The 19552-nt window shown below is 61.0% G+C and carries 19 protein-coding genes; 17 read left to right on the plus strand and 2 right to left on the minus strand.

All coding sequences use genetic code 11. The annotated features are described in order from the left end of the window. Positions 1 to 145 precede the first annotated feature (145 nt). On the minus strand, positions 146 to 3301 hold the full coding sequence (gene rne / locus AB4O08_RS19325) for a ribonuclease E (protein WP_460114282.1): 3156 nt from the start codon (positions 3299 to 3301) through the stop codon (positions 146 to 148). A gap of 759 nt (positions 3302 to 4060) precedes the next feature. Here rne and rluC point away from each other — a divergent pair. From rluC to AB4O08_RS19340, 3 genes are read left to right on the plus strand one after another with little or no spacing between them, the layout of a single operon-like run. Then, entirely contained in the window at positions 4061 to 5020 is a 960-nt protein-coding gene (gene rluC, locus AB4O08_RS19330) for a 23S rRNA pseudouridine(955/2504/2580) synthase RluC (RefSeq protein ID WP_033901273.1), read from the plus strand. Further along, positions 5007 to 5669, plus strand: a complete 663-nt coding sequence (locus AB4O08_RS19335; protein WP_010208369.1) for an HAD-IA family hydrolase — start codon at positions 5007 to 5009, stop codon at positions 5667 to 5669. Before rluC ends, AB4O08_RS19335 begins: the two co-directional genes overlap by 14 nt. Before the next feature lie 21 nt (positions 5670 to 5690). Next, the gene (locus tag AB4O08_RS19340; protein WP_010208371.1) at positions 5691 to 6674 is read left to right on the plus strand and encodes a S49 family peptidase; all 984 of its coding nucleotides are present in this window, start codon (positions 5691 to 5693) and stop codon (positions 6672 to 6674) included. 133 nt (positions 6675 to 6807) lie between these two features. Here AB4O08_RS19340 and AB4O08_RS19345 read toward each other — a convergent pair whose 3' ends face one another. Further along, positions 6808 to 7386, minus strand: a complete 579-nt coding sequence (locus AB4O08_RS19345; protein WP_460114283.1) for a Maf family protein — start codon at positions 7384 to 7386, stop codon at positions 6808 to 6810. A gap of 105 nt (positions 7387 to 7491) precedes the next feature. Here AB4O08_RS19345 and AB4O08_RS19350 point away from each other — a divergent pair, with 105 nt between their 5' ends. The 14 genes from AB4O08_RS19350 (at position 7492) to AB4O08_RS19415 (ending at position 19495) form a co-directional block, all read left to right on the plus strand. After that, the gene (locus AB4O08_RS19350) at positions 7492 to 8022 is read left to right on the plus strand and encodes a YceD family protein (RefSeq protein ID WP_010208374.1); all 531 of its coding nucleotides are present in this window, start codon (positions 7492 to 7494) and stop codon (positions 8020 to 8022) included. A gap of 13 nt (positions 8023 to 8035) precedes the next feature. Continuing rightward, the gene (gene rpmF / locus AB4O08_RS19355; RefSeq protein ID WP_003179396.1) at positions 8036 to 8218 is read left to right on the plus strand and encodes a 50S ribosomal protein L32; all 183 of its coding nucleotides are present in this window, start codon (positions 8036 to 8038) and stop codon (positions 8216 to 8218) included. 4 nt (positions 8219 to 8222) lie between these two features. Further along, positions 8223 to 9233, plus strand: a complete 1011-nt coding sequence (plsX, locus tag AB4O08_RS19360) for a phosphate acyltransferase PlsX (protein WP_021491482.1) — start codon at positions 8223 to 8225, stop codon at positions 9231 to 9233. 126 nt (positions 9234 to 9359) lie between these two features. After that, on the plus strand, positions 9360 to 10298 hold the full coding sequence (gene fabD / locus AB4O08_RS19365; RefSeq protein ID WP_021491483.1) for an ACP S-malonyltransferase: 939 nt from the start codon (positions 9360 to 9362) through the stop codon (positions 10296 to 10298). A 24-nt stretch (positions 10299 to 10322) separates the two neighbouring features. After that, entirely contained in the window at positions 10323 to 11066 is a 744-nt protein-coding gene (gene fabG, locus AB4O08_RS19370) for a 3-oxoacyl-ACP reductase FabG (protein WP_005790544.1), read from the plus strand. A gap of 191 nt (positions 11067 to 11257) precedes the next feature. Further along, positions 11258 to 11494, plus strand: a complete 237-nt coding sequence (gene acpP, locus AB4O08_RS19375) for an acyl carrier protein (protein WP_003175607.1) — start codon at positions 11258 to 11260, stop codon at positions 11492 to 11494. 128 nt (positions 11495 to 11622) lie between these two features. Beyond that, complete coding sequence (gene fabF, locus AB4O08_RS19380) at positions 11623 to 12867, plus strand: beta-ketoacyl-ACP synthase II (protein WP_010208386.1); 1245 nt, start codon at positions 11623 to 11625, stop codon at positions 12865 to 12867. Further along, positions 12867 to 13682: an aminodeoxychorismate lyase gene (gene pabC / locus AB4O08_RS19385; RefSeq protein ID WP_460114284.1), complete on the plus strand. Its 816-nt coding sequence runs from the start codon at positions 12867 to 12869 to the stop codon at positions 13680 to 13682. Before fabF ends, pabC begins: the two co-directional genes overlap by 1 nt. A gap of 1 nt (position 13683) precedes the next feature. Then, complete coding sequence (gene mltG / locus AB4O08_RS19390) at positions 13684 to 14829, plus strand: endolytic transglycosylase MltG (protein WP_010208389.1); 1146 nt, start codon at positions 13684 to 13686, stop codon at positions 14827 to 14829. A gap of 19 nt (positions 14830 to 14848) precedes the next feature. Further along, positions 14849 to 15481: a dTMP kinase gene (gene tmk / locus AB4O08_RS19395; protein ID WP_460114285.1), complete on the plus strand. Its 633-nt coding sequence runs from the start codon at positions 14849 to 14851 to the stop codon at positions 15479 to 15481. Further along, positions 15474 to 16463: a DNA polymerase III subunit delta' gene (locus AB4O08_RS19400; RefSeq protein WP_010208392.1), complete on the plus strand. Its 990-nt coding sequence runs from the start codon at positions 15474 to 15476 to the stop codon at positions 16461 to 16463. Before tmk ends, AB4O08_RS19400 begins: the two co-directional genes overlap by 8 nt. A 63-nt stretch (positions 16464 to 16526) precedes the next feature. Then, positions 16527 to 17312: a TatD family hydrolase gene (locus AB4O08_RS19405; protein WP_460114286.1), complete on the plus strand. Its 786-nt coding sequence runs from the start codon at positions 16527 to 16529 to the stop codon at positions 17310 to 17312. 445 nt (positions 17313 to 17757) lie between these two features. Then, on the plus strand, positions 17758 to 18411 hold the full coding sequence (locus AB4O08_RS19410; RefSeq protein ID WP_460114287.1) for a TetR/AcrR family transcriptional regulator: 654 nt from the start codon (positions 17758 to 17760) through the stop codon (positions 18409 to 18411). Between the two features lie 115 nt (positions 18412 to 18526). Further along, entirely contained in the window at positions 18527 to 19495 is a 969-nt protein-coding gene (locus AB4O08_RS19415; protein WP_047540218.1) for a GTP 3',8-cyclase MoaA, read from the plus strand. Positions 19496 to 19552 lie beyond the last annotated feature (57 nt).

Below are 19552 nucleotides of genomic sequence, written 5' to 3' on the forward strand. Positions count from 1 at the left end.
GCGCTGGGTCAGTCACTGCAGTTCTGCCTGACCCGGCGCATTCGCGAGCAAGCCCGCTCCCACCGTGAATCTACGATATCTACAAGATTGTTATAAAAAAGCCCCGCCTGATCACTCAGGCGGGGCTTTTTAGTCGCTGCTGGAATCAGGCGAGAGGTTTGCTCTCGTGCTCTGCTTCCTGTGCCGCGGCAGCTGCTGCGGCTTCAGCTTCCTTGCGACGACGACGCACTTCACGTGGGTCGTTCGGGGCACGGCCGTTTTCGGTCAGTGCACTGACCGGGGCTGCTTCAACCACCGGTGCTGCCACTTCGGCAACTACCGGAGCTTCAACCACGGGCGCAGGTTCTACGACCGGAGCAGGCTCAACCACTGGGGCTGGCTCGGCGACCACGACTTCGGCAACCGGCGCTGGCGCTTCTTCTACCACAGGGGCAGGTTCTGGCGCTTCAACCGGTGCGGCAGGCTCGGCAGTCCATTGGAAGGCGGTCTGTTCTTCACGAACTTCGCGTACTTCTGGGGCTGCTTCGACAACCGCTGCTTCGACCACTGGCTGAGGCTCAACCACTGGCGCTTGTTCAACCGCTGCCACTTCAATTTCTGGCTGGGCTTCTTGAACCGGGGCAACTTCCACTTCCGGAACAGCCGGCGCTTCGATTGGGGTGGTGGCTTCGACAACCGGTGCTTCGACAGCCGACGCTTCTACGACTGGCGTTTCAGCAACCGGCGCTTCAACAGCAGGTGCTTCAACGGCTGGCGTCTCGGCAACCGGTGCTTCCACGGTGACGGTGTCTTCGACCGCTGCGGTAGCGCGTTCAGCCTGCTCGTGAGCCTGGGCTTCAGCCGGTGCGCTGATGACCGAGCTGGCAACGGCAGCGGTAACGGCCAAGCCGGCAGCCAGTTCGGCGCCAGTCGGTTCGCTGGTAGCGGCTTCTGTGTTTTCGCCGGTCTCTTCCGAGCCTTCGATCACGTTGCCGTTGGCATCACGTTGACGCTCACGACGGTTGCTGCGACGACGCTGACCACGGGAGCGGCGGCGTGGACGATCGCCTTCGGCGCCTTCCTGACCGTCTTCCTGCAGTTGCTCTTCGCCGGTCAGTACCTCTTCTTCGCTGGCAGCAGCCGCTTGTTCGGCACGTGGTTGACGCTCTTCACGCGGGGCGCGAGGTTGGCGTTCTTCGCGTGGCGCACGCTCTTCACGCGGCTGGCGGGCCGGGCGTTCTTCAGCAGCAACGGCAGCACCGGCAGCGGCTGGCGCGGCGTCCAGCGGCTCGCGCAGTTCACGCACGCGTTCTTCGCGCTCGCCACGTGGCTTGCGATCTTCGCGTGGGGCACGTGGAGTGCGCGGTGCGCGCTCTTCACGCGGTGCACGTTCTACGGTCGGGGTTTCTTCACGGGGTTCGCGAGGTGCACGCTCTTCGCGTGGGGCGCGTTCTTCACGCGGCGCACGTTCTTCGCGCGGCTTGCGCTCTTCGTCACGGCGGCCGTTGCGGTTACGGCTCTGCTGACGACCGTTGCGACGCTCTTCGTTGCGCGCAGGACGCTCGGTAGCCGGTTTTTCGACCACAACCGGAGCAACAGGCTCTTCCTTGGTGGCGAACAGGCTGACCAGCGACTTCACCAGGCCTTTGAACAGGCTTGGTTCAGGCAGGGCGGCCGGTGCGGCAACCGGAGCGGCGACTTCGGTCGGCACCGGAGCGTTGGCGCGAGCCGGCGCGGTCTTGACCGCGGCTTCCTGGCGAACCAGGGTGCGGGTCGCGGCGGCTGGCTGGACTTCTTCCACTTCGGCTGCGGCAGCGGCGATTTCGTAGCTGGACTGGCCGCTGTGGGCTTCCGGGCTGTCGTCGCGCAGACGCTGCACTTCGAAGTGCGGGGTTTCGAGGTGATCGTTCGGCAGGATGACGATACGGGCACGGGTGCGCAGTTCGATCTTGGTGATCGAGTTGCGTTTTTCGTTGAGCAGGAAGGCGGCAACCGGGATCGGCACTTGCGCGCGGACTTCGGCGGTGCGGTCTTTCAGGGCTTCTTCTTCGATCAGGCGCAGGATCGCCAGGGACAGCGATTCAACGTCACGGATGATGCCGGTGCCGTTGCAACGCGGGCAGACGATGCCGCTGCTCTCGCCCAGGGAAGGACGCAGGCGCTGACGGGACATTTCCAGCAGGCCAAAGCGCGAAATGCGGCCGACCTGTACGCGGGCACGGTCAGCTTCCAGGCATTCGCGGACTTTCTCTTCCACGGCGCGCTGGTTCTTGGCAGGGGTCATGTCGATGAAGTCGATCACGATCAGGCCGCCGATGTCACGCAGGCGCAGCTGGCGGGCGATTTCTTCAGCCGCTTCCAGGTTGGTCTGCAGGGCGGTTTCTTCGATGTCGCTGCCTTTGGTCGCACGCGCCGAGTTGATGTCGATGGACACCAGGGCTTCGGTCGGGTCGATCACAATGGAGCCACCGGAAGGCAGTTCGACCACGCGCTGGAAGGCGGTCTCGATCTGGCTTTCGATCTGGAAACGGTTGAACAGCGGGACGCTGTCTTCGTACAGCTTGATCTTGCTGGCGTACTGCGGCATCACCTGGCGGATGAAGGTCAGGGCTTCGTCCTGGGCTTCAACGCTGTCGATCAGCACTTCGCCGATGTCCTGGCGCAGGTAATCGCGGATGGCGCGGATGATCACGTTGCTTTCCTGGTAGATCAGGAATGGCGCGGAACGATCCAGGGACGCTTCTTTGATGGCGGTCCACAGTTGCAGCAGGTAGTCGAGGTCCCACTGCATTTCTTCGCTGCTGCGGCCCAGGCCGGCAGTGCGAACGATCAGGCCCATGTCGGCTGGTGCAATCAGGCCGTTCAGCGCTTCACGCAGTTCGTTGCGCTCTTCGCCTTCGATGCGGCGGGAAATGCCGCCGGCACGTGGGTTGTTCGGCATCAGGACCAGGTAACGGCCGGCCAGGCTGATGAAGGTGGTCAGGGCAGCGCCCTTGTTGCCACGTTCTTCTTTTTCTACCTGGACAATGACTTCCTGGCCTTCGCTCAGGACGTCCTTGATGTTCACGCGGCCTTCAGGGGCTTTCTTGAAGTATTCGCGGGAGATTTCTTTGAGGGGCAGGAAGCCGTGGCGCTCGGAGCCGAAATCGACAAAGGCAGCCTCAAGGCTTGGTTCGATGCGAGTAATACGGCCTTTATAGATGTTGGCCTTCTTTTGCTCGCGTGCACCGGATTCGATGTCCAGGTCGTAGAGGCGTTGGCCATCTACCAGTGCAACACGCAACTCTTCGGGTTGAGTTGCGTTAATCAGCATTCTTTTCATGTTGTACCGTCGGTTTCCGGGCTGCCGGAAACGGCGTTCGGCACACACGACTTCTCACGGTCGGTGTCAGGTGCGTCAAGAGTGGTTGGCCACTCCAGTGTCCAGCAAAAACCAGCCAATTGGGCCGGTATCGCGACGGACGCGTCCTGCTTGTTAGCGGTGGTGACAAAGGCACCACTTCAACAAAAGCTAAGGTCAGGAGGAGGAATCAACCGGCGACTGTGGACGAGATGAAGCGTCTAAATATAAGCCTAGTGCTACACGGTCCGACGGTTGTGCATCTCCACCCTACACGTATCCCTGATAATTCGGGTGCTGCCGCGCGCAGAATCCGCAGCGGGTTGGCATTTACCGTGTTCTCCAATGGGGAGTCCACGCTCATGGCTAAACAAGACTAGGTGTGGGCGGTTGCGCTCTCACTCAGCTCTTAACAGGCGTTGTTTCCGAAGTATTCGCCGTGGTCTGGTTCAAGACTGACTGCACTTTGTGAACTGGCCGTAAATATCGGCGCGGAACGCGAGTATTCACTCTGCTTTCTGCACTCGCTTCAGGCCTCATGTCACCTGCGCTTGTTACAATCTTGAGCCTTCCAGGGTGGCGAAAGCCCCGTAGGACGGCCTCGCGTCCTGATGAATTGCGATGGTCAGGGCCGGCAGTTTGCCGCATGTCCTCTGTCCAGGCCGCTTTTGGCGGCGTTCGCGACTATAGCAGCAATGATTAAGTGCTTCAATTCCATAAAAAATTGTTATCATCGCCGCCATGACGACTACCGCCCCCCAGACCCCCAGCGTCCAGCTGCTCGAGGTCTCGCCGGAATATGCCGGCCAACGCATCGACAATTTTCTCCTGGCCAGGCTCAAAGGCGTGCCCAAGACCTTGATTTACCGCATCTTGCGTAAAGGTGAAGTGCGGGTGAACAAAGGCCGGATCAAGCCCGAGTACAAGTTGCAGGCGGGCGATATCGTCCGTGTGCCGCCGGTTCGCGTGCCTGAGCGTGATGAGCCCGTGCCATTGGCCCAAGGCTTGTTGCAGCGCCTTGAAGCGTCGATCGTCTTTGAAGACAACAAGCTGATCGTGATCAACAAGCCCTGTGGCATTGCGGTTCACGGCGGCAGCGGCCTGAATTTCGGCGTGATCGAAGCCTTTCGTCAGTTGCGTCCGGACGCCAAGGAGCTGGAGCTGGTCCACCGCCTGGACCGTGACACTTCCGGCCTGCTGATGATTGCCAAGAAGCGCAGCATGTTGCGCCACCTGCACACCGCCCTGCGTGGCGATGGCGTGGACAAGCGCTACATGGCGCTGGTGCGCGGCAACTGGGCCAGCTCCATCAAGAGCGTCCGCGCGCCGTTGCAGAAGAGCAACCTGCGTTCCGGCGAGCGCATGGTGGAAGTGGACGAAGAGGGCAAAGAAGCCCTGACCCTGTTCAAGGTGCTGCGCCGCTTCGGTGACTTCGCCACCATGGTCGAGGCCAAGCCGGTAACCGGCCGTACTCACCAGATTCGCGTGCACACCCTGCATGCGGGCCATTGCATCGCTGGCGATACCAAATACGGTGACGAGGATTTCTCCAAGGAAATCCGTGACCTGGGCGGCAAGCGCCTGTTCCTGCATGCCTACATGCTCACTGTGCCGCTCCCCGATGGTGGCGAGTTGAAGCTGCAGGCGCCGGTCGATGAGATGTGGGCCAAGACCGTGGAGCGTTTGAGTGTCGCACCTTGATTACAAACTGCTGATATTCGACTGGGATGGCACCCTGGCCAACTCCATTGGCCGGATAGTCGAATCGATGCACGCAGCGTCGATTCGCTCGGGCTATGCGCCGTGCACGGATCACGCGGTCAAGGGCATCATCGGCCTGGGCCTGCCTGAGGCGATTCGCACTTTGTATCCCGAGATCAGCGACGCTGAACTGGTCACCTTTCGCGATCACTACGCCGATCACTACATCGCCCTGGAGGCCACGCCTTCGCCATTGTTCGACGGTGTGGTGCAGTCCCTGGAGGCGTTCCGCGCCGAGGGTTATCACCTGGCGGTCGCCACCGGCAAGGCGCGTCGCGGGCTGGACCGGGTGCTCAAGGCTCACGGCTGGGAAGATTATTTCGATATCACCCGCGCCGCCGATGAAACTGCCAGCAAGCCCCACCCTCTGATGTTGGAGCAGATCCTGGCCCATTGCGGCGTCTCGCCACGCCAGGCGCTGATGGTGGGGGATGCTTCCTTCGACCTGATGATGGCGCGCAATGCGGGCATGGACAGTGTGGCGGTCAGCTATGGCGCCCAGGCTGCCGAGGCGTTGCAGCAATACGAGCCGCGCCTGACGATTGATCATTTTTCCGAATTGCAGGCCTGGCTCAGCCGGGCCCAATAAGTCTTTGTTGGGGTTGATGGCATGAGTGACGAGTGGAAAGCGCCCGAAAAGGCTGAAAACAGCGATGATAAAAGCTGGAAGCTACTGGAGAAGACCCTCTTGGCCAGCGTCCAGGAACAGCGTCGTGCACGGCGTTGGGGGATTTTCTTCAAGCTGCTGACGTTTATCTGGCTCATCGCCATGCTGGCGCTGTTCAGCCCGTTGATGGACATGGAAAAAAGCGCTACCCGGGGTGCCAACTACACCGCCCTTATCGAAGTGCGCGGGGTGATTGCCGACAAGGAGCCCGCCAGCGCCGACAATATCGTCAGCAGCCTGCGTGCCGCGTTTGAAGACCCCAAGGTCAAGGGCGTGATCCTGCGCATCAACAGCCCTGGCGGGAGTCCGGTGCAGTCCGGTTATGTGTATGACGAGATTCGTCGCCTGCGTGCTCTGCACCCTGATATCAAGCTGTACGCCGTGATTTCGGACTTGGGTGCTTCGGGGGCCTATTACATCGCCAGTGCCGCTGACCAGATCTACGCCGACAAGGCCAGCCTGGTGGGTTCCATTGGTGTAACGGCGGCCGGTTATGGCTTTGTCGGCACCATGGAGAAGCTGGGGGTGGAGCGTCGTACCTACACCTCGGGTGAGCACAAGGCATTTCTCGACCCGTTCCAACCACAAAAGGCAGATGAAACCCAGTTCTGGCAGGGCGTGCTCGACACCACCCATCGCCAGTTCATCGCCAGCGTGAAGCAGGGGCGCGGCGACCGCCTGAAGGATAAGGACCACCCCGAGCTGTTCTCCGGTCTGGTGTGGTCGGGCGAGCAGGCGTTGCCGCTTGGCTTGATCGACGGGCTGGGCAGTGCCAGTTCGGTGGCGCGGGATGTGATTGGCGAGAAGGAGTTGGTGGATTTCACGGTTGAGGAATCGCCGTTTGATCGGTTCTCCAAGAAGCTCGGAGCGAGTGTGGCGGAGAAGCTGGCGTTGTATATGGGCTTCCAGGGTCCGACCCTGCGCTGAAATCCTGAGGCTGGCATCGCTCAAAATGTGGGAGCGGGCTTGCTCGCGAATGCGGTGGTTCAATCAGCACATCAGTGACTGATACGACGCATTCGCGAGCAAGCCCGCTCCCACAGTTGGTTTTGTGGCGGCTTTAAGGGATCTGCACGCCTTCAGCCAAGAGCATGTCTACTAGGCGGATCAGCGGTAGGCCGATAAGGCTGGTTGCATCCGGCCCTTCGGTACTCTGGAACAGGCTCACACCCAGCCCCTCAGCCTTGAAGCTGCCCGCGCAGTCGTACGGCTGCTCAATCCGCAGGTAGCGCTCAACGCGCTCAGCGTCCAGCTCACGCATGTGCACAGTAAAAGGTACGCAGTCCACCTGGCAGTGCCCTGTCTTGCTGTTCAGCAGCGCCAAGCCGGTGAGGAAGCTGACACGCTTGCCGCTGGCGGCCAACAGTTGTTCGCGGGCGTTCTCGAACGTGTGCGGCTTGCCGATGATCCGGCCGTCGAGCGCAGCCACTTGGTCGGAGCCGATAATCAAATGCCCAGGATGGCTGGCCGCAAGCGCGCGTGCCTTCTCTTCGGCCAGGCGCTTGACCAGCTCAATGGCGGATTCATTCGCACGGTGGCTTTCGTCGATATCCGGCGAGCTGCAGATGAACGGCAGGTGCAGGCGGCTCAGCAATTCCCGGCGATAAACCGAGCTGGATGCGAGTAATAAAGGCAGCATGGGCGTCTCCTCAGGGCAGCCGGGGATTCTAGCGGGGTGACCGGCTGACGCACAGGGCTGAATTTCCTTTGACATGGCTGGGTGCATCCCTATAATGCTGCGCCTATGTTGAATGACCCGATTCCACCTCACGTTGACCCGCGCAAATTGGCTGATCGTGGCACTTCCCTTCAAGGTGAGTTGCTGCTGGCCGATTTGGAGAGACTCTGCGACCCGCTTTCCGACACTGTCGGTAGGGTGCAGGCCAAATTCGTTTTTGAACGAGATGAACGTAAGTCTGTGGTAATCCACAGCTTTATCGACACCGAAGTCAAAATGGTTTGCCAGCGTTGTCTTGAGCTGGTCACCCTGCCGATCCACAGCGAGTGCAGTTATGCTGTGGTGAAGGAGGGTGCGAATACCCAGTCGTTGCCGAAAGGTTATGACGTGCTGGAACTGGGCGAAGATCCTTTGGATCTGCATGCACTGATCGAGGAGGAGCTTCTGCTCGCCTTGCCCATTGTGCCTGCTCATCATCCGGAAGAATGCCAGCAGCCGGCGGGCCTCGATGACGAGCCCGAACCGAGCGAGGACGAGGTAACGCGGTCCAACCCGTTCAGTGTATTGGCGCAGTTAAAGCGTGACCCAAACGTTTAGGAGTTAATCAATTATGGCTGTTCAGCAGAACAAAAAATCCCGCTCCGCCCGTGACATGCGCCGTTCGCACGACGCTCTCGAGGCAAGCACCCTGTCCGTAGAAAAGACCACCGGTGAAGTTCACCTGCGTCACCACGTATCGCCAGAAGGCGTATACCGTGGCCGTAAAGTGATCGACAAGGGCGCTGACGAGTAATCACTTGTCTGCTCTAGTCATCGCGATAGACGCAATGGGCGGGGACTTCGGTCCCCGCAGCATTGTTCAGGCCTGCATTGCCAGCCTGTCCGCTACACCCTCGCTGCACCTGACCCTCGTCGGTCAACCCTCCCTCCTTGAAGAACTGATTGCCAGCCATCCGGCGGTGGATCGCGCGCGCCTGACGATTACGCCGGCCAGCGAAACCATCACCATGGATGACAAGCCGGCGGCGGCCCTGCGTGGCAAACCCGACTCTTCGATGCGGGTGGCGCTTGAGCTGCTGCGTGATGGCAAGGTGCAAGCCTGTGTCAGTGCCGGCAATACCGGGGCTCTGATGGCGCTGTCGCGCTTTGTGCTGAAAACGTTGCCCGGCATTGATCGGCCGGCCATGGTGGCGGCGATTCCGACGCAGAAGGGCTATTGTCAACTGCTGGACCTGGGCGCGAATGTCGATTGCAGTGCCGAGCACCTGTTCCAGTTCGCCGTGATGGGCTCGGTGGCCGCCGAAGCGCTTGGCGTGGCCCGCCCGCGGGTGGCCTTGCTGAATATCGGTACCGAAGACATCAAGGGCAACCAGCAGGTCAAGCTTGCTGCTACGTTGTTGCAGGGTGCGCGCGGCTTGAACTACATCGGCTTTGTCGAGGGTGACGGCTTGTATCGCGGTGAGGCGGATGTGGTGGTGTGCGACGGTTTTGTCGGCAATATCCTGCTCAAATCCAGCGAAGGCCTGGCGACCATGATCGCCACGCGCATCGAGGCGTTGTTCAAGCAGAACCTCGCGTCGCGCCTGGTCGGCGCCCTGGCGCTGCCGTTGATGCGCCGCCTGCAGGCCGACCTGGCGCCAGCGCGGCATAATGGTGCGAGTTTTCTGGGCTTGCAGGGCATTGTGGTGAAGAGCCATGGTTCTGCGGGCGTTGAAGGCTTTCAAAGCGCGATTGCGCGGGCCCTGATCGAGATCCAGGAAAACCTGCCGCAACGCTTGCACGGCCGTCTTGAGGACCTGTTGCCTTAGGCGAATCGGCTCGGGAGTGCTTAAATGTGACCGGCCAGTTCAATTGACCATCCAATCTGTCAGTTTCGTGCACTCCCACCGTAGGCGTGCGCATTTTTGACGACCAGATCATTAGGGGCTTGTTACATGTCTACATCCCTCGCATTCGTCTTTCCAGGGCAGGGTTCGCAGTCCCTCGGCATGTTGGCCGAGCTGGGCGCGCAATACCCGCTGATCCTGGACACCTTTAAAGAAGCGTCCGACGCCCTGGGGTACGACCTGTGGGCACTGACCCAGCAAGGGCCGGAAGAGCAGCTCAATCAAACCGATAAAACCCAGCCGGCCATCCTGACCGCTTCGATCGCCCTGTGGCGTTTGTGGCTGGCGGAAGGCGGCGCGCGTCCGGCATTTGTCGCGGGTCACAGCCTGGGCGAATACAGCGCCTTGGTGGCAGCGGGCAGCCTGACCCTCGGTGAGGCGGTCAAGCTGGTCGAGCGCCGTGGCCAACTGATGCAAGAAGCCGTTCCGGCCGGGCAGGGCGGTATGGCCGCTATCCTGGGCCTGGACGATGCCGTGGTGATCGAAGCCTGTGCCGAAGCGGCCCAGGGCGAAGTGGTCAGCGCCGTGAACTTCAACTCCCCTGGCCAGGTGGTCATCGCCGGTGCCAAGGCGGCGGTCGAGCGTGCCATCGAAGGCTGCAAGGCCCGTGGCGCCAAGCGTGCCCTGCCGTTGCCGGTGAGCGTGCCGTCGCACTGTGAGCTGATGCGCCCGGCAGCCGAGCGTTTTGCCGAGTCCATCGCCGCCATCAACTGGCAGGCACCGCAGATCCCGTTGGTGCAGAACGTCAGTGCAGCCGTGGCTGCCGACCTCGACACTCTCAAGCGCGACCTGCTGGAGCAACTCTACAAGCCCGTACGTTGGGTTGAATCGGTCCAGACCCTGGCGGCCAACGGCGCCACCGAGCTGGTCGAGTGCGGTCCGGGCAAAGTCCTGGCCGGCCTGAACAAGCGGTGCGCCGACGGCGTGTCGACTGCCAACCTCAATACCCCGGATGCCTTCGCTGCCGCTCGCGCGGCACTGGCCTAATCCCCGAACTAAGGAGAAGCCTGCATGAGTCTGCAAGGTAAAGTTGCACTGGTTACCGGCGCAAGCCGTGGCATTGGCCAGGCGATCGCCCTGGAACTGGGCCGTCAGGGCGCCGTTGTGATCGGCACCGCTACGTCCGCTTCGGGCGCCGAGCGTATCGCCGCGACCCTGAAGGAAAACGGCGTGCAAGGTACCGGCCTTGAGCTGAACGTGACCAGTGATGAGTCCGTGGCTGCCGTACTGGCCGAGATCACCGCACAGTTCGGTGCGCCGGCGATTCTGGTGAACAACGCCGGTATCACCCGCGACAACTTGATGATGCGCATGAAAGACGACGAGTGGTACGACGTGGTCGACACCAACTTGAACAGTCTGTTTCGCCTGTCCAAGGGCGTTTTGCGCGGCATGACCAAGGCGCGTTGGGGTCGAATTATCAATATTGGCTCCGTAGTGGGTGCCATGGGCAACGCAGGCCAAGTAAACTACGCCTCTGCCAAAGCCGGTCTGGAAGGTTTCAGCCGTGCATTGGCACGTGAAGTCGGCTCGCGGTCGATTACGGTCAACTCGGTGGCCCCAGGGTTCATCGACACCGATATGACCCGCGAACTGCCAGAAGCACAGCGTGAAGCCTTGCTGACGCAGATTCCGCTGGGCCGTTTGGGCCAGGCTCAAGAGATCGCGAATGTGGTCACTTTCCTGGCATCCGACGGTGCGGCATACGTGACTGGGGCTACAATCCCGGTGAACGGCGGGATGTACATGAGTTAAATTGTGACGGATCGCTTCAAAAAAATGTCATACGAGCTGTCTAAAATCCGTTATAAAGCTGCAACTTAATTTATAGGCAGGTGGCCGACCGGGTACAGGGTGAAGCTTTCAGTTGAAAAGCTGAAATGGCTTTCTATACACTTACCCACTGGCCAGCTGCCTGAATTTGTCCATTAGGAGTTAAACAAGGTATGAGCACCATCGAAGAGCGCGTCAAGAAAATCGTCGCCGAGCAACTGGGCGTTAAAGAAGAAGAAGTGGTCAACACTGCTTCCTTCGTAGAAGACCTGGGTGCCGATTCCCTTGACACCGTTGAGCTGGTGATGGCTCTGGAAGAGGAATTCGAGACCGAAATCCCGGACGAAGAAGCTGAAAAAATCACTACTGTTCAAGCTGCTATCGACTACGTTACTAGCCACCAGGCGTAATAGTTTGTAGTCGTCGTTTGCTTTCAGGGAAAAACCGCACTGCTGTAACGGCGTGCGGTTTTTTCTTTAGCCCTGATCAAAAGTAAACGTTGAAGCAAAAGTGTCGTCATTAGAAAAAGGAGAGTGCTGTGTCGCGTAGACGCGTCGTAGTCACCGGTATGGGTATGTTGTCGCCACTGGGCACGGATGTGCCGAGCAGTTGGCAGGGCATTCTGGCTGGCCACAGTGGTATTGGTCTGATCGAACACACGGACCTTTCTGCCTATTCCACCCGTTTTGGCGGCTCGGTAAAGGGTTTCAATGTCGAGGAATACCTCTCGGTCAAAGAATCCCGCAAACTCGACCTGTTCATTCAATACGGCCTGGCAGCCGGTTTTCAGGCAGTGCGTAATGCCGGCCTGGAAGTCACCGACGCCAACCGTGATCGCATCGGCGTGGCGATGGGTTCGGGTATTGGCGGTTTGACCAATATCGAAGAAACCAGCCGCACGTTGCATGATTCCGGCCCTCGTCGAATTTCACCGTTCTTCGTCCCGGGATCGATCATCAATATGATTTCCGGTTTCCTGTCGATCCACCTGGGCGCACAGGGGCCTAACTACGCCATCGCCACGGCGTGTACCACTGGCACGCATTGCATCGGCATGGCGGCGCGCAACATCGCCTATGACGAAGCCGACGTGATGATTGCCGGCGGCGCCGAAATGGCGGCCTGCGGCCTGGGCATGGGCGGCTTCGGCGCCTCCCGGGCGCTGTCGACCCGTAATGACGAGCCGAGCCGTGCCAGCCGTCCATGGGACAAAGGCCGTGACGGTTTCGTACTGTCCGACGGTGCCGGTGCGCTGGTACTGGAAGAGTTGGAGCACGCCAAGGCGCGTGGTGCCACGATCTACGCCGAGCTGATCGGCTTCGGCATGAGCGGCGACGCTTACCACATGACCTCGCCACCGTCCGACGGTGCCGGTGCTGCGCGTTGCATCACCAACGCCCTGCGCGACGCGAAGGTCAATGCGGACCAAGTGCAGTACATCAACGCCCATGGCACGTCGACCCCGACCGGCGACCTGGCTGAAGCCGAAGCCATCAAGTCGGTGTTCGGCGAGCACGCCTACAACCTGGCGGTCAGCTCCACCAAGTCGATGACCGGCCACTTGCTGGGCGCAGCGGGCGCGGTCGAGGCGATCTTCAGCGTCATGGCCATCAAGGATCAGGTCGCTCCACCGACCATCAACCTGGATGAGCCGGATGAAGGCTGTGACCTGAACTTCGTGCCTCACGAAGCACAGCCGATGCCGATCGACGTGGTGATCTCCAACTCGTTCGGTTTTGGTGGCACCAACGGTTCCCTGGTGTTCCGCCGGTTCGCCGAGTGATGCACAGCTGGGTCGACGGTCAGCCAGCGGACAGCGTGCCCCTGAAAGATCGCGGCCTGGCGTATGGTGATGGGCTGTTCGAGACCATCGCCGTCAGGGCCGGGCAGCCTGTGCTGCTCGACCGCCACCTGCAACGCCTCGATGAGGGGTGCAGGCGCCTCGCCTTGGTTGCGGATCGTGAATTGATCCGCAGCGAAGTGCTGGCCTATGCCGCCGCCCTCGGCGACGGTGTTCTCAAATTGATCATGACCCGCGGCGACAGCCTGCGCGGTTATGGCATCAACCTCGGCGCTCCGGTGCGCCGCATCTTGCAGGGCAGTCCGCCTGCTACCTATCCCCACGCCCATGCAGCCGACGGCATCCGTCTGTTCGCCTGTGCGACCCGCTTGGCCGAACAGCCGTTGCTGGCCGGTCTCAAGCACCTCAATCGCCTCGAACAGGTGATCGCCCGCGCCGAGTGGCAAGACACTGAGCACGCTGAAGGCTTGATGCTGGATGTGTCCGGCCGCGTCATCGAAGGCGTATTCAGCAACCTGTTCCTAGTGCGCAACGGCTTGTTACTAACCGCTGATCTGACCCGTTGCGGCGTTGCCGGTGTGATGCGCGCCGAGATTCTGGTCCAGGCACAAAGCCTGGGCATCCCGGTGGCCGTGGCCGACATCGATCTTGAGCAGGTGCAGCAGGCCGACGAAGTCTTTGTGTGCAACAGCGTTTATGGCATTTGGCCGGTGCGCGGGTACGCTGCGATGAGCTGGCCGGTTGGGCCGCTCACCCGTAAACTGCAGGCCATTGTTCGCGCGCTATTGGAAATTTGAGTTGATACGAAAACTGGTTGTACTGCTGCTGGTCGGTCTGTTCTCGGCGGCTTTGCTGTTGGGCTATGGCGTCTGGAAATTCGACGCTGCCTTGAAGCAGCCCTTGAACCTGACCCAGGAGCAATTGCTCGACGTGCCGGCGGGGGCAACGCCCACAGGCACCTTCAATCGCCTGGAAGCCGATGGCGTGCTGGATGGCGCCTTCTGGTTGCGCCTGTACTGGCGCTTTAACCTCGACGGCCAGCCACTGCACAGCGGCGAATACCGCATGACCCCCGGCATGACGGCGCAGGGCTTGATCGGCCTATGGCAGCGTGGCGAAGTGGTGCAATACAGCCTGACCCTGGTCGAAGGCTGGAACTTCCGCCAGGTGCGCTCGGCCCTGGCCAAGCATGAAAAGATCGTGCAGACCCTCGCAGGCCTGAGCGACACCGAGGTCATGGACAAGCTCGGTCACCCCGGCGTGTTCCCGGAAGGTCGGTTCTTCCCTGATACCTACCGCTTCGTGCGTGGCATGACCGACGTCGAGTTCCTGAAAAAAGCCTACAACCGCCTCGACGATGTACTCGCTCAGGAGTGGAGCAAGCGTGCCGCCGATGCGCCGTACACCGACCCTTATCAAGCGCTGATCATGGCCTCCCTGGTGGAGAAAGAGACTGGCGTGCCTGAAGAGCGTGGGCAGATTGCCGGTGTCTTTGTGCGTCGCCTGAAGGTCGGCATGTTATTGCAGACCGACCCGACGGTGATCTATGGCCTGGGCGAGCGCTACAACGGCAAGTTGACCCGCGCTCACCTCAAGGAAGCCAATCCCTATAACACCTACATGGTGGCCGGCCTGCCGCCGACGCCCATTGCCATGGTCGGGCGCGAGGCGATCCATGCCGCGCTTAACCCGGTGCCGGGCAGCAGCCTGTATTTTGTCGCGCGGGGTGACGGCAGCCATATTTTCTCCGATGACCTGGATGCGCATAATGCCGCCGTGCGGGAGTTCCAGCTCAAGCGCCGGGCCGATTACCGCTCCAGCCCTGCGCCTGCCGTGAAGCCTGAGGAAGACGCAACGCCTGCGGTGGATGTGCCCGCGCAAGCGCCGGTTGAAAAGCCGACCGAGCCTGCGCCGGACACCGCCGCCCCGCAAAGCCCGCAATAATTCTGACTAAGGACTGCCTGTGACTGGCTTGTTTATTACCCTGGAAGGCCCCGAAGGCGCCGGCAAAAGCACCAACCGCGATTACCTGGCCGAGCGTTTGCGCCACGAAGGTATCGAAGTGGTGCTGACCCGCGAGCCCGGCGGCACGCCGCTGGCCGAGCGTATACGCGAGGTGCTGCTGGCGCCGGGTGAAGAGCAGATGAACCCGGATACCGAACTCCTGCTGGTGTTCGCCGCCCGTGCCCAGCACTTGGCCGAAGTGATTCGCCCGGCCCTGGCGCACGGTGCCGTGGTGATCTGCGACCGATTCACCGATTCCACTTATGCCTACCAGGGCGGTGGCCGAGGCCTGTCCCTGGAGCGCATCGCGACGCTCGAAACCTTCGTCCAAGGCGACCTGCGCCCTGACCTGACCCTGGTCTTCGACCTGCCGGTGGAAGTCGGCCTGGCCCGTGCCAGCGCCCGTGGTCGCCTTGACCGTTTCGAGCTCGAAGGCCAGGTCTTCTTTGATGCGGTACGCACGGCGTTCCTCAAACGGGCTGCGGCCGAGCCTGCGCGTTACTACCTGCTGGACGCCGCCCAACCGCTGGCCCAGGTGCAGCGCGCCATCGACGGCCTGTTGCCCACACTGCTGGAGCGCGCCCGTGGCTGAAGCCTACCCGTGGCAGGACAGCCTGTGGCAACAACTGGCCGGCCGTGCCCAGCACGCCCACGCCTACCTGTTGCATGGGCCGGTGGGTATCGGTAAACGTGACCTGGCCGAGCGCCTCATGGCTAGCCTGCTGTGCCAGCGCCCGGTCAACCTGGAAGCCTGCGGCGAGTGCAAATCCTGCCTGCTGCTCAAGGCCGGCAGCCACCCGGATAACTACCTGTTGGAACCCGAGGAAGCCGACAAGGCGATCAAGGTCGACCAAGTGCGCGACCTCGTCAGCTTTGTGGTGCAGACCGCGCAGATGGGCGGGCGCAAAGTCGTGTTGATCGAGCCGGTGGAGGCGATGAACATCAACGCCGCCAACGCCTTGCTCAAGAGCCTGGAGGAACCGTCCGGCGACACCGTATTGTTGCTGGTCAGCCACCAGTCCAGCCGCTTGTTGCCGACCATTCGTAGCCGCTGCGTGCAGCAGGCGTGCCCGCTGCCGAGCGAGGCGATGAGCCTCGAATGGCTCGCGCAGGCGTTGCCGGCGTGCAGCCAGGATGAACGGGTCGAGCTGCTGACCCTGGCGGCCGGCTCGCCCCTGGCGGCGGTGAAGCTGCAAGCCCAGGGCGTGCGTGAGCAACGCGCGCTGGTGGTGGATGGCGTGAAGAAACTGATCAAGCAGGAAGTGTCTGCCACTCAACTGGCCGAAAGTGCCTGGAAGGACATTCCCCTGTTGTTGCTGTTCGACTGGTTCTGCGATTGGTCGAGCCTGATCCTGCGCTACCAGCTGACTCAGGATGAAAGTGGCCTGGGCTTGCCGGATATGCGTAAGGTGGTGCAGTACCTGGCGCAGAAAAGTGCCCAGGACAAGGTGCTGACGATCCAGGACTGGATCCTCGCCCAGCGCCAGAAGGTGCTCGGCAAGGCCAACCTCAACCGCGTGCTGTTGCTCGAAGCGCTGCTGGTGCAGTGGGTCGGCTTGCTTGGCCGCCGTTAAATTCCGTGGCCGACAGGTGTATCGTCGGTCAGACACTTTTCGTGACTGAAGTTGTAGAGCCTTATGCTAGTAGATTCCCATTGCCACCTCGATCGCCTCGACCTGGCCCAACACGGCGGTTCCCTTGATGCGGCCCTCGACGCTGCGCGCCAGCGTGGGGTAGGGCATTTCCTGTGCATCGGCGTCAGCGCGCAAAACGCGGCTGACGTCAAAGCCCTGGCTGATCGCTATGCCGATGTGGATTGTTCGGTGGGTATACACCCGCTGGACCTCAAGCCCGGTGAAGCGCCTGCGCTGGACTGGCTACTGGCTGAGCTCAATCACCCGCGCGTGGTTGCCATCGGCGAAACCGGCCTGGATTATCACTACGAGCCCGAAGCCGCCGAGTTGCAGCAGGCCTCCTTCCGTTTGCACCTGCAAGCCGCCCAGCAAACCGGCAAACCGGTGATCGTCCACACCCGTGGCGCCCGTGCTGACACCCTGTCCCTGCTGCGCGAAGCCGCGCTGCCCCAGGCCGGCGTGTTGCACTGCTTCACCGAAGACTGGGACATGGCCAAGGCGGCCCTGGACCTGGGGTTCTACATTTCCCTCTCGGGCATCGTCACCTTCCGCAATGCCGACGCCCTGCGTGATGTCGCGCGCCAAGTGCCGGCCGACCGCCTGCTGGTGGAAACCGACTCGCCGTACCTGGCGCCCATTCCTCATCGCGGCAAGCCGAACCTGCCTGAATACGTGCGTGATGTAGCGGATTACCTGGCAATCTTGCGCGGCGAGTCCTACGAGCGCTTTGCCGAACAGACTACCGAGAACTTCAAACGCCTGTTCCCGCTGGCTCATGTAGCCGTTTGACGCGGCCACATCGCAGGCAAAAAAAACCCGGCTTCTGGGGGGGGAATCCGGGCTAAGACCATTAGGAGTAAAACAAGGGTACGCGGTCCGTTGGTACCCAGGTCGGCGCTTCACTTGGGGGAGATGTCGCGCCGACAGTTGAAGTATTGATCAGTATCCGATTCAGTCCAGTCGCGGCTGATCGTTTTTTAAACAGATTTGGAATACGCGCGCTTCGCTTGAGTTCTCATCGGACAGGAGCACGGTGGCAGTTTTTGCGTATTATTTCTGACTGGGATCCATGAAATCGTTGGCGCACTGAAAGTAAAGTGCGTTTCGGGTTCACATAGGCATTGCCCAGCGACCGTTCAGTCGGGATAATCCCTCGTACCGGGTAAATCGTATCGCCGCGTATCCGTGGCCCTGCGTTACCCTCCCTATTTTGACCTTTGCAGACCTCTTCCTCATGCACAAAGAACCCCGTAAGGTCCGTGAGTTTCGCCGCCGTGAGCAGGAAATTCTCGACACCGCACTCAAGCTGTTCCTCGAACAGGGTGAAGACAGCGTCACCGTCGAGATGATCGCGGATGCCGTGGGTATCGGCAAAGGCACGATCTACAAGCACTTTAAATCGAAGGCCGAAATCTACCTTCGCCTGATGCTCGACTACGAGCGCGATTTGAACGAACTGCTGCATTCGGCCGATGTGGACAAGGACAAGGAAGCCTTGTCCCGCGCCTACTTCGAGTTCCGTATGCGTGACCCGCAGCGCTACCGCCTGTTCGACCGCTTGGAAGAGAAGGTGGTCAAGGGCCATCAGGTGCCGGAGATGGTCGAGGAACTGCACAAGATCCGTGCTTCGAACTTCGAGCGCCTGACCCTGTTGATCAAGGGCCGCATCAGCGAAGGCAAGCTGGAAGACGTGCCGCCGTATTTCCACTACTGCGCCGCCTGGGCCTTGGTGCACGGTGCCGTGGCGCTGTACCACTCGCCGTTCTGGAGCAATGTGCTGGAAGATCAGGAAGGTTTCTTCCAATTCCTGATGGACATCGGCGTGCGCATGGGCAATAAGCGCAAGCACAGCGCTGAGCAGCCACCGGCTGAAACGCCCGACACGTAATGATTTGCTGCCACGCGTAGTACCCCAGGAATATACTCAGGCATGGACTCTTGCTAAAAGCTGATTTATCAGTCAGCTTTTAGCGCGCCCAAATCATCCTCTGCCGGAGTGATCCATGATCGTTGATCGTCAAGGCAGGCGTTTTCGCAATTTGCGGATCAGCCTGACCTCAGCCTGCAATTACGCGTGTACCTACTGCGTGCCTAACGGCAAGCGGCTGGTGGCTGCCCAGGACGAACTCTCGGCCGAGGCCATGGCCCGTGGCGTGGCTTACCTGATCGAGGCGGCGGGCATTGAGCGCCTGCGCATCACCGGCGGTGAACCGCTGGTCAGCCCCAAGCTGGAAGCCTTCATGGGCGCCGTCGGGCAGATGGGGCTCAGTGACATCAGCCTGACCACCAACGGCCAACTGCTGGGGCGCAAACTGCCGCTGCTGGTCGAGGCCGGGATCAAGCGCATCAACGTCTCCCTCGATACCCTGGATGCGGACGCCTTCCGCAGCATCGCCCGTGGCGGCGACCTGGCCACCGTACTCGACGGCATGGACCAGGCCCGTGCTGCCGGGATCAAGATCAAGGTCAACATGGTGCCGTTGCGCGGCCAGAACCTCGACCAGGTAATGCCGCTGCTCGAATACTGCCTGGAGCGCGGTTATGAACTGCGCTTTATCGAGCTGATGCGCATGGGCCACCTGGCCAAGGACTCCAACGCGTTCCTGCAGCAATTTGTCAGCTTGCAACAGCTGTTGGGCCTGATCGGCGAACAGCATGAATACTTGCAAGCCAGCGCGCCCATTGACGCGACGGCGGTACGTTATGAAATACCTGGCAAGGGCTACTTCGGGGTGATTGCCAACGAAAGCGTGCCGTTCTGCCGTACCTGTTCGCGGTTGCGGTTGTCGTCCACCGGTTGGCTGCATGGCTGCCTGTCGTCGAGCAATCGTCACTATGTCGGCGACTTGCTGGACAAACCGCGCCACCAAGCGCTGCCAGCGTTGCAGGGCCTGTTGATGAAGGCGTTGGGCGACAAGCAGGAAGTTGCCTTCTCCGGGGGCGCGACCATCATGAAGATCATCGGCGGCTAGTCTTCCAAGCTGGCGCAGAACCTGCATCTCACGCCCATTCGCCGGTTTTCCGTCACC

The sequence above is a fragment of the Pseudomonas sp. H3_E07 genome (assembly GCF_054668895.1).